The organism is Sphingobacterium sp. xlx-130, from assembly GCF_011007405.1.
Classification (GTDB): Bacteria; Bacteroidota; Bacteroidia; order Sphingobacteriales; family Sphingobacteriaceae; genus Sphingobacterium; species Sphingobacterium luzhongxinii.
This window is the reverse complement of record NZ_WFKN01000001.1, coordinates 161019-172060: the sequence shown is the minus strand read 5'-3', so window position 1 is coordinate 172060 and position 11042 is coordinate 161019. Positions and strand designations below refer to the sequence as shown.

Annotated in this window: 7 protein-coding genes; all 7 read left to right on the top strand. The window is 38.6% G+C overall.

From position 1 onward, the window contains the following. Nucleotides 1–166 precede the first annotated feature (166 nt). The 7 genes from G7B18_RS00640 to G7B18_RS00610 all read left to right on the top strand — a co-directional run bounded on the left by G7B18_RS00640 (nucleotide 167) and on the right by G7B18_RS00610 (nucleotide 11039). Complete coding sequence (locus tag G7B18_RS00640) at nucleotides 167–769, top strand: RNA polymerase sigma factor (protein WP_164111913.1); 603 nt, start codon at nucleotides 167–169, stop codon at nucleotides 767–769. Nucleotides 770–838: 69 nt separating this feature from the next. Further along, nucleotides 839–2032 carry a FecR family protein gene (locus G7B18_RS00635; RefSeq protein ID WP_164121847.1) on the top strand — a complete coding sequence of 398 codons (1194 nt, stop codon included), beginning with the start codon at nucleotides 839–841 and terminating at the stop codon, nucleotides 2030–2032. 42 nt (nucleotides 2033–2074) lie between these two features. Then, nucleotides 2075–5674 carry a SusC/RagA family TonB-linked outer membrane protein gene (locus G7B18_RS00630; protein WP_164111911.1) on the top strand — a complete coding sequence of 1200 codons (3600 nt, stop codon included), beginning with the start codon at nucleotides 2075–2077 and terminating at the stop codon, nucleotides 5672–5674. A gap of 11 nt (nucleotides 5675–5685) precedes the next feature. Continuing rightward, nucleotides 5686–7110 (top strand): RagB/SusD family nutrient uptake outer membrane protein, encoded by a 1425-nt coding sequence (locus G7B18_RS00625; RefSeq protein ID WP_164121846.1) that lies wholly within the window; start codon nucleotides 5686–5688, stop codon nucleotides 7108–7110. Then, entirely contained in the window at nucleotides 7097–8185 is a 1089-nt protein-coding gene (locus G7B18_RS00620; protein ID WP_164111909.1) for a hypothetical protein, read from the top strand. The genes G7B18_RS00625 and G7B18_RS00620 overlap by 14 nt, the downstream gene beginning before the upstream one ends. 5 nt (nucleotides 8186–8190) lie before the next feature. After that, entirely contained in the window at nucleotides 8191–9624 is a 1434-nt protein-coding gene (locus tag G7B18_RS00615; protein WP_164121845.1) for a hypothetical protein, read from the top strand. A gap of 89 nt (nucleotides 9625–9713) precedes the next feature. Beyond that, nucleotides 9714–11039 (top strand): thioredoxin family protein, encoded by a 1326-nt coding sequence (locus G7B18_RS00610; RefSeq protein ID WP_164121844.1) that lies wholly within the window; start codon nucleotides 9714–9716, stop codon nucleotides 11037–11039. Nucleotides 11040–11042: the final 3 nt, after the last annotated feature.

Genomic DNA, 11042 nt, shown 5'->3' with positions numbered 1-11042 from the left:
AGTGCACAAATCTATTTGACGCTTCCGGAAGATATTATTATACACAATGGTTAGCTCTCTCAGCTTACTGTGAACCGCTGTATTGCTTGGCGTATTGTTGAAAAAAAACAGATTGTATTTTTGATTCTGCCCTTTATTTATAATCTTTGACTAAACAATACTGATCTTGAATACTACGACTAATAATGATGACAGCCAGCTTCTAGATCTGTTAAGATCGGGAGATCATCATGCATTTGAGATCCTTTATAACAAATACAGTTCTATGATATCTGGCAATATTTTCAAAATTGTAAAATCTGAAGAAATAGCCGCTGAAATTCTCCAACAGTTATTTGTGAAAATATGGGATAGTAGATCTACTATTGAATCCGATAAATCTTTTAAATCCTATTTATTTAGAGTGGCTCAAAATCTTGTGATGGATTATTTTAGAAAGGTCGCTATAGACACGAGATACAAAGAATATGCAATCAAAACATATTCTGATTTTTATGCGCATGTAGAAGAGAATATAATCGAAAAGCAATCAAAAGAAGAATTTTTACGATTATTGGAGAGGCTGCCAGAAAAGTGTAAAAATGTATATATACTTTCTAAAGTAGAGGGTTTTAGTCATAAAGAAATTAGCGAGAAGCTCGGGATTTCTCTACCTACGGTGAACAACCATCTTACTAAAGCTCATAAAATGCTCAAGGATTTAATAAAGAAGGGAGATGCTAATGGTTTGATATCGTTTGTTTTATGTCTTTCGTTAATAAATTGTTAAAAAAAAGTAAAATTAGATAGTTATTTCTTTGCCTTCAAAACGTATTAGCTCTAAACAAGAGAAATTGGTTTGAAGAATATTAATGATTTTAAAGTTTTATATAAAAAGTATCTAGCAGGGAATTGCTCGAATGCTGAGCTTCGTGTTTTACTTGAAGCATTGTCGGATAGCAAGTATATGGCTGCTTTGGAAGAACTGGTTGCGAACTCGCTGCAACAAGAAAAGCTTTCTATGGATGAATTAAATCATGGTAAGCAAATAGCTGAACAAACTGCATCCTCGATTTTTGCCATTACTCAACCTAAGCCCAAGATTCGTCTATTCAGTAGATCTTATTTAAGATATGCTGCAATATTGGTTTTATGCTTAGTTCCGTTGTTATGGTATGTCCGTCACTTCTATTTGGCTCCCGTCGATCAGGATCTGAAAACTTCAATCGTGAGCCCCAATAATATGGAGAGGTCGGATGTACCTACATTAGAATTGTCGAATGGAGAAATTGTATACTTGGATAAAGAAGGCCTTCAACGAGTCGAGCAGTATGAGGTGAACGCTGATCGAGATGAAATAACTATTCTTGAGTACCTTCCCAAACAAGAACAAATTGATGAACCACAGTTTCACACCATTCGTACGCCTAAGGGGCAACGTCTTAATTTGACATTACCTGATGGGAGCAAAGTACATCTTAGTGTAGGCAGTTCATTGCGGTATCCTACACGATTTGTCGGAAATAGGAGATCGGTAGAGCTGGAAGGGGAAGCTTTATTTGAAGTTGTGAAGGATCAAGCGCATAGTTCATTTACTGTTATCAGTGATCATCAAGAGGTGACTGTTCTCGGAACAGTGTTCAATGTAAAAGCCTATGCTGGAAACAAAAATATCATGACGACCTTGTTGGAGGGAAGCGTTCGTGTTTCTACAGCTTCTATGCAAACGGTTATCAAACCAGGGGAGCAATCCGTAGTGGACATCGTGTCAGGCAGGATTAAGAAAAGCACTGTGGATACGGATCGGATAACAGCTTGGCAACGCGATTATCTAGACTTCGACGGGTTGTCTGTTGAGTCCCTGCTGGATCTGTTGCGATGTTGGTATCCTGTTGAATTCCAATTAAATGATTTAGGGAGCGCTAATATTAAGCTTCAGGGAGGGGTGAGTTATGATAAGGATATCTGGAAAGTGTTAGGGATCCTCGAGCGTACAGGGGATATTTCCTTTGTAAAGAAGAATGATCAAGTAATAAAAGTAGTAGTAAAGTAGACTGCTAATCAATTTTTTAATTTAATAAAACCTAAAGAGTACATGAAAATCAGAATTAATCTAGGGATGGCTAGGTACTTCCTGTTGTTTTTCGTAGTCTGCATTAGTCATATGGCAAGGGTCTATGCGCAGCAAGAGAATCAGAAGAATAGCGTTACATTCAAACAAGCCTGTGAGCTGATCAAAAAGGACTTTAAGTGTGAAGTTATCTATAATGAAACGCTCACTAAAGGAAGTAAACAGATAAAATATGTGAAGAGCAGCACAGTAAATGCTACTGTCCAGAATATCATCAATCAATCTGGATTGGATCTCTCTTTTACATTTAAGGACAACACTGTTGTATTTCGAAAAGAAAACAAACCCATTGTCAAGTTTTATGAGGTTAATGGGACTGTGAAGGATACCCGTGGTTATCCAATTAGTGGTGTGTCTATTCGAGTGCTGCCAATGGGACGGCAAATTAGCACAGATAAAGAAGGTCGCTATAAGCTATATGTTGAAACGCTCAATTCTACACTTCAATATTCTTACATAGGCAAAGTGAATAAGCAGGTTAAATTCTCCAACCAGTCAAATATCGATGTCGTGTTGGATGATGATATGAATAATCTGGAAGAAGTGGTACTTACGGGATACCAAAAGATCGATAAGAGGGAGTTGACAAGTTCTATAGAAACGATCAAAGGTTCTGATTTAGATCGCGTTGGAGCATTGACTTTGGATCAGATGTTAGAAGGAAAGGCGAGTGGATTGATGGTCACTACATTGAGTACCACACCAGGAGCAGCTTCAAAAGTTCGTGTGCGCTCTGGTGGTACGTTCACAGGTTCCCGGGCCCCACTTTGGGTGGTTGATGGGGTTATATACGAAGATCCTGTCCCGCTTTCGGCCGATGATATCAATAGTTTTGATAAAGTAAATTTGATAGGTAATGCACTTACAGGTATCAATCCACAAGATATAGAAACTATTAATATTCTAAAAGATGCTTCGGCTACTGCTATCTATGGTGTCCGTGCTGCCAATGGTGTTATTGTGGTAACGACAAAGCGTGGAAAAAAAGAACGCGCAAATTTGTCCTATTCAGGTAGTAGCAGTGTTGTCGATAGACCAAGATATAGCAACTTCAATCTGATGAATTCGAAAGAACGAGTAGACGTTTCTAGAGAAATTGAACAAAAGAATTTAGGTTATCCCAATAGTATTTTTACGTATTTGGGGTATGAGAAGGCATTGTATGAATTTAGGAAAGGAATGATCACTTTTGAAGAATTTCAACGTCAAGTAAGTCAGGCGGAAACGCGGAATACAGACTGGTTTGGTGAGCTTTATCGTCCTGCTGTTAATACAGCCCACAACGTTAATCTTTCAGGAGGAACGGATAGTTTACGTTATTATTTTTCAGTAGGTTACAATGATAATAAGGGAACTGAAAAAGGAGTAGACCTTAATAGGATTACAGCTCGTAGTAATATAGACCTGAATCTTCGTAAGAATTTGCTGATATCCGTCAGTATGAGTGGTTCTATCCAAGAAGGAAAGTATAACCATTCTTCTATTAATCTTTTTAATACTGCCTATTACAATTCGCGTACTACGCCTTTTCGTAATGAGGATGGATCGTTGTTTTATGTTGATACCCGTTTAATGGAGCAGTCTGGCATTATCAATAAAGGTAAATATAATGTGATGCACGAGATGAATAACTCCCAAAAATCGGTGGATAATAAAGATTTGAATATCAGCGCACAATTGAATTGGGATATTTTTCGTGGTGTCAAGTTAAGGGCTTTTGCTTCGACAAGAAATACGACGAATCTTCAAGACGAATGGATTGCTGAAAACACAAATTTCATAGCTAATCTACGTACCTACGACGGCGTGGAGGATAAAATTGATGCATGGGTAAAGCAGTATGCAACTGTTCCGTTTGGTGGCGTATATTCTGCCGCTATGACACAGCAGAGTGCGAGTAGAGGGCAGTTACAGCTGAATTATACTAAAACCATAGCGCGACATGTCTTCAATGCTAATGTTGGGTATGAGTTGAATTCTATCAAGTATAAGGGATCCAGCGGTTGGGCTTCACCGGGCTATAGCCATGAGTACGGACGTAGTTTTATTCCGCTAAAGAATATTGTATATGCAACTGGTACCAATGAGATCGTGGGGTATGAATATGCTAATGCATTAAAGTGGATGACAGGGCAGGGGGGATATAGTATTTATCCAACCATTACGGATAGACTTAGTAATTCTGTTTCAGCTTTTTTAATTTTTAATTATTCTTACGACAATCGTTACATATTTAATTTTAATATGCGTAGTGATGGATCTAATAGTTTCGGGCAGTACGAAAGATATAAGTTCAAACCTACGTGGTCAGTATCTGGACGTTGGAATATCCACCAAGAGAAATTTTTCAATCTTGGTGACGCAGCAGATGAGTTAGCTTTGCGTGTTTCCTATGGGTTTCGGGGTAATCCTCCTTCGGCAACACCTTATATGGTATTGAGAAATTATCAGTATGATGCTGATTTTGGCGAAATGAGATCCAATATGGCCTCCTTCCCGAATGCTAGTCTAACTTGGGAAAAAACATCGACACTAAATATCGGTTTAAATCATTCCTGGTTGGAAGGACGCTTGAGTGGAGCGTTTGATTTTGCATATTCACACGGTTCGGACCTATTGCTGTCGAGACCTGTTTCCTTGGTCAATGGTCGCGCGACGCAGTTGTATAATGGTGGGGAGAAAAAAGATTACAGTTACGAAGCATCACTGCGTGGTGTTATCCTGAAGACGAAGAAATGGGGAGTTTCATTTGGTGGAAATGCAACCATGACCAGAGAAAAGGTGTTGGCTGGATATGAAGCGGAGTCGGCTGCCTTGAATGTCAATAACTATTTGGGAGGCAGCATTTATTTGACAGGCTTCCCGGTTGATGCATTTTATGCATATCAGTTTGATGGACTAGACAATAGTGGTCTGCCTAAATATAAAAACCTGGAGAAACGCTCGGAAACAATAGCCGGCTATTTTAATGAGGTTTTGAGTTATATGGGCCGCAGATCCCCACAGGTATATGGTGGCTTCAATACCGAAGTACGTTATAGTAGACTGACACTTCGTGCAGGCTTCTCTTACAAATTTGGTCATAAAGTGCGTTTGTTACCACTTTATAACGGTTCACAGAATATGCCAATGCCTGAGGAGAATATGAGTGCCGAATTTAACGATCGCTGGCGGAACCCTGGTGATGAGGCATGGGCTACGATACCTGGACTAAGTAATAATCGCCTGGTGATTAATAGTACCGGAAATAATGCACATTATACTGTTCAATATAGCAGCATTATTCCTCCGGGATCTAATGGCTACAATTTGTACGACCTAAGCGACCAACGTGTCGTAAGTGGTAATCATATACGTTGGCAGTCATTAAGTCTGAACTATAACCTTAACGATCGATTTACAAAACGTATAGGGCTGAGATCTACCAATGTAGGGTTTTCTGCTAATAGTTTGGGGGTATGGACCTTTGACCGCAGGTTAAAAGGGCAAGATCCTGAGCAGGTTACGGGCATAGGTATGCCGGCATTACCGACATATTCCTTTAGCTTAAGTTTCTCACTTTAACCTTTAGAATCATGAAAAAGATATTTATATATATATTGACTTTAAACTTATTCACAGGATGTTCCGGTTTTTTGGATGAAGTGGATAAAGATCAACTGATACCTACGAAGACGGAGCATTTTAGTTCGGTCTTGCTAAATGAGTTTAGTAAAGAGGTGGCTCGCTTTGGCGCTGTAGACTATATGGCAGACAATATAGTGGAGTACATCTATTCTTCAGAAAATACCCGAAGACCTTATAAGCCGATATATAGTTGGCAAAAGGAAATCGAATTGGATGAGAACGGCGTTCGTGCTACCAATAATAATAAAGCCTGGGAAGATATGTACAAGGATGTTGGTATTGCCAATTACGTAATAGAACTTGTGGAAGAGGCAGAAGGTGCTCAGTCTGAACGTGATTTTATAAAAGGTGAGGCTTATTTTGTACGTGCCTGGAGCTTTTTTAATTTGACCAATCTATATGCCAAGCCGTATTCTAAGGAAAATGCGAATGTCGAATTAGGTATTCCGTTGCGCATAGATAATGGCCTGGAACAGACTTATGATCGTGCAACCTTAAAGGAAAGTTACGAACAGATAATAGCCGATCTTCAAATGGCGCAGGATTTTTTGATGAAGAGTGGTATCACAAAGACTAAATATCATCCTACCGTGGATGCCTGTAATCTATTGTTTTCCAGAATATACTTGTATATGAATGATTGGGAAAATGCAGACGCCTATGCTTCAAAAGTTATCGCAAACAATCCTTTGTCAATGATGGTAGAAAGTGGCCCTTATGTTACGGAAGATCGTACAGACATATTGTATAGTTCAGGATTATTAGCACCGTCTATATCGGAGTCAGCTTTTGATGCGGGCTGGCAAGTGAATCCAGCTTTTATCAGGCTCTTCGATAAGACGAATGATTTACGTTTTAATGCTTTTTTTACCCGCATGGACAAAAAGATTGGCGAAGTTTATTACCCCCAAAAGCAAGGTTTATTTACGAAATTAGGTTTTGTAAACCTGCGGGTAGCGGAAGCCTATTTGAATCGTGCTGAGGCTCGCTATCATTTAGGAGGTGATGCTATGGCTGATTTAAATGCGTTAGTTGCTAAACGATATCGCGCACCTAGCGCGGTGCAAATCCCCGCTAGCGGACCTTCTCTGTTGGATTTTATTCTATTGGAGCGCCGTAAAGAACTTTGCTTTGAGGATCACCACCGCTGGTTTGACTTACGTCGTATGAAAAATAGACCAGCTATTGAGCACCGGTATACATTGACCGACGATGCGGGTAATAAGGTAGGTACAGAAAAATATGTGCTGTTGAGTAATGATCCCAACTACACGCTTCCTATCCCATTAAAGGAAAGAGATAATAATCCTTTGATACGAAACAATGAGCGCTATGAGAAATTGCCTGAAACGACAATTGATGATAATATTTAAAGATATGATGATGAAAAATATTGGATTATTATTTCTGCTTACTTTGTTGATACTATCGTGTAGCAAAGAAGAAAAGCTCCAACCGTCTTACAGTGAATCGGATAGATTAGCCGCACAGCTTGATCTTTCTAAACCATTGGTAAAGGAATATAAGGAAAAATACGGTGTAAACATATTATTGAACTTTAGTGACACTTTAGATTTCAAGTTTGGCATGTGGAAGAGTAGTACCCGCGACTTGTGGGCTAATTTTAACATAAGTCATATTGCAGCCGATGAGGCCGATGCTAATTTAGCTTTATTCGATGAATTGGTATTACAGTCGTTTAAGGATGAAATTACTACGCCAGCAAAGTTGGGTGCGAAGACCTACACATCGACTTTCAAGCGCGACTATTTTCCACATAAACTTCTGTTGGCCGACACGGTAACAACAGACGGTAATAAAAACAGTCCTGATCTTATTCTTGCAGAAGCAGAGGTGATGGCTGTTTCCGAAGATACTTGGTATGCGCTGTATAATGGTTATGAACAGTTGTTTGCCGTTAGTAAGCCGCAATACGATAGGTTGTCCACTACGAATAAAAGTAATGTTAGAAAACGTATGCTATTCGGTTTTTTAGTGAATATGATTCATGAGAACAATCTCTATAATGCTATTCCTGGAGAATTTTATGAACCTGCGGTAAGCCTTTACAATACAGATATCAATGCTTTGGCTGTGGCTGAAAAAGCACCTACGCATCCTTCGGATACGAGTGTAATTAACGCACAATGGTATATTGATAAGGGGATGGTACTTTCAAAACGGTCTCCTAGTGTAACGAGTTCAAGTTTTGCCTATAGATTAAACAAAGGAAGTTCTTTGTACTTTCCTTCCAAAATGGTAGATGTGCGCAACTTCTTAAACGTCATTATTTGTGAGAGTGCTACTAACAGTACCGGGCCAATACGCGGGTATTACTTAAAATCCCCATTGTTCAAAAAGAGGATGAAAATTATGATCGAGACCTTATACAGTTGGGGAATTGATGTATTTCAGATTAATCCAGTTATGGAAGAATTTTATAATTAATCGTTATGAAAAAGTTAAAATATTTAAGTCTATTCTTGCTTATGGCAGTCCTAATAGGCTCCTGCCGGAAAGAACCTCAATTTCCAGATCCTGGATTAGATGCAACTAAGGATGTCCGCGATACCGTGCGCAGAGACACGATAGACACATATCCTTTGTCTATGCATATTAAGGCACCCAATGGTGTCGCTCAGATACAAGTATTGGATGGTACTAGCTATGAACCGATTGCCTCATTCGACAATGAGTACAGGGGCCAGAAGGACTTTACATTTATCTATGATGCAGATTTAAAGTCAATCAACCGGGATACCACACTACATTTCATCGTCAAAGTAATAGACCAGAATCTCCGATCGTATAATAAGGGATTCTCATTGACAGTACTGGATTTTTCTAAACCTATCATCACGGTGGGAGGTATTTCAGGTGATGGCCGTATCTCTTTGACCAATAACTATATCATGTTTAAGGCGCGATTTGCTACAGGTATGAATACGGTAAAAAGTTATACGTTGAGTCTTGATGGAACAGTGTTTGATACACACACGTATGACCTACCTGCATCTGTCGTGGTACATAAGAAGGGGTATGTGTTGGAAGAAATGACGGTCAAAAATAAGGATTATACGCTGCGTGTAGAGCTGGAAGATAGTAAAGGCACCAAGGCTTACAAAGATATCATATTACGAATGGTAGATCTAGATAAACCTTACCGCGTGAAAATGAATTCGTATACCTCGAATTCACCTCAATTGACGCGTGAACTCAACTTTGTATATAATAGCTTAAATCCTGATCGTTTGGACGCCATAGACGGTGTGATGCATTATTACAACATCAACGGTGTATTGACTAGTAAGGAGAACTTCAGATATGATTTTAAGTATAACAATTTTGGGAAAGTATACGAGTTTAGTATGACTTGGAAAAACCCGGGTGCAGCACGAACTAATTTTAAATATGCATTGACTTATGATGCGCAGGGCAAATTATTGTCTTGGGCTGGCGGGCAGCTGAATCAAGAAAAAAGTTGGACCGTCACGGATTGGATAGATGGTGATCGCTTATTAGGTTTTCAAAGGGAGACCTCCGTTAATAAGTGGTTATGGTCTTACGAAGATGGTCTCTTTGCAGAATATGATCTTTCTGCATCCAGTGAGAGTAATCGGGTCAAAGCCGCTGGTGTTACCACTTGGGCTATTCCTACATTTTTGGAGGGTTTGCCACCGATTGAGTTTTACAATCCTGCCTTCAATTCGGATATACTTGAACTATTGATGTACAAAAATGGATTCGAACGACTTGTAAAAGGTACAACAGAAACTTCAATTTACGTATATACTTCGGATGAGAAAGGGAGACTGCAGAGTATGCGAAGAAGAACTAGCGTAACTGCTCCTGCAGGAAGAGAGTATATCTTTGAATACCGTAATTAATAACATACAAGAATCTCGTAGCTGATCAATATCGGCTACGGGATTTTTTTTCTTAATGAACCACCAAATAAAGAACTATAAATAATTATATGAAGTCAATATGTATAAGCGTTTTTTTGCTTTTATTAAATTTTGCGGCAACCTATGCCCAAGGGATTAAGTTTGACAAAATAAGTTTTGAAGAAGCAACAGAGCGCGCTAAAAAGGAAGGTAAAATAGTTTTTATAGATTTCTATACAGACTGGTGTGTACCCTGTAAGGTGTTAGATAAAGAAGTGTTCAGCCAGACTTTGGTTGGTGATTTCTTTAATGACAAATTTGTGTCCATAAAAATGGATGCAGAGAAAGAAGGAAAAGAATATGCACAAAGATTTAAAGTAGCGGCCTATCCAACAATGACTTTTACAAACGGTCAGGGGGAGTTGGTGAATAAGGTTGTAGGTTCTATCAAAGCAGAAAAATTATTGGATGAGGCACAGAAGTCTCTGGATATGCAAAATGATCCAAATAGTTATTTCAATCTGAAGAAGCAGTACGAAACAAAAAAGAACGATCCTGTCTTTCTACAAAATTATATCGCTAAAATGATCAGTTTTTCGGAGAGTCCAAGGGTTCAGATTGAGGATTTTCTTAAAAACCAACGGCATATAAAGGAAAAATCGGCCGATATGATGGAGTTTTTCTTAGCCTATTATAATCATATGACATGTGGTGGTGAAGCGGAAAGAATTTTAAATCAAAACTATGAGGAGTATATAGATATAGCTACTCGAAAAGAAGAACGTACTTTGAAATCTATGCCTGATCGCTTAATTCAGAATACCTATCGCGTGGCAGTAGCTAATCAAGATCCAAAATTGTTTGAAGTCTTTTTGGATAGATGGGTTAAAATGCCTGAGAAGCCCTACTATTCTGACTATAATGCTTATAAGTTAGAATTAATAGCTTTAAAAAAGGAGGATGGTCTTTATAAAAAAGAAGCCGTTAAATATTTAGATAGTTTGACTACACATAAATCAATCGCTGAAATAAAGCTTAAAGATTCTATCCGATACGCTGATTATGTAAAGGCTAATCCAGTTAGTGTTGGGTTTTATGCGGAAGCAAGCCGTTTGGCGCAGAAGGATTTGGACGCAGGAATATTGGTGCGTAATATGAATAAAGCCTTGGAAAAGTATGTTACTTTAATTACTAAAAAAGGCGAATTTAAAAACGTTGAGAAGTGGGCTAAATATGGTTTACAGTTGGTTCCTACAGATATTGCATTGACGAATTTTGCAGTGGAAGCATTGGTCAGACAAAATAAGAAAAAGGAGGCGATTCAGGTAAAAGAAAAACTTATAAAAGCCATGAATCCGAAGGATAAGGGGTATAATGATCAAGTGGTTGAATTAGAGAATCTTAAAAACAGTTAATGC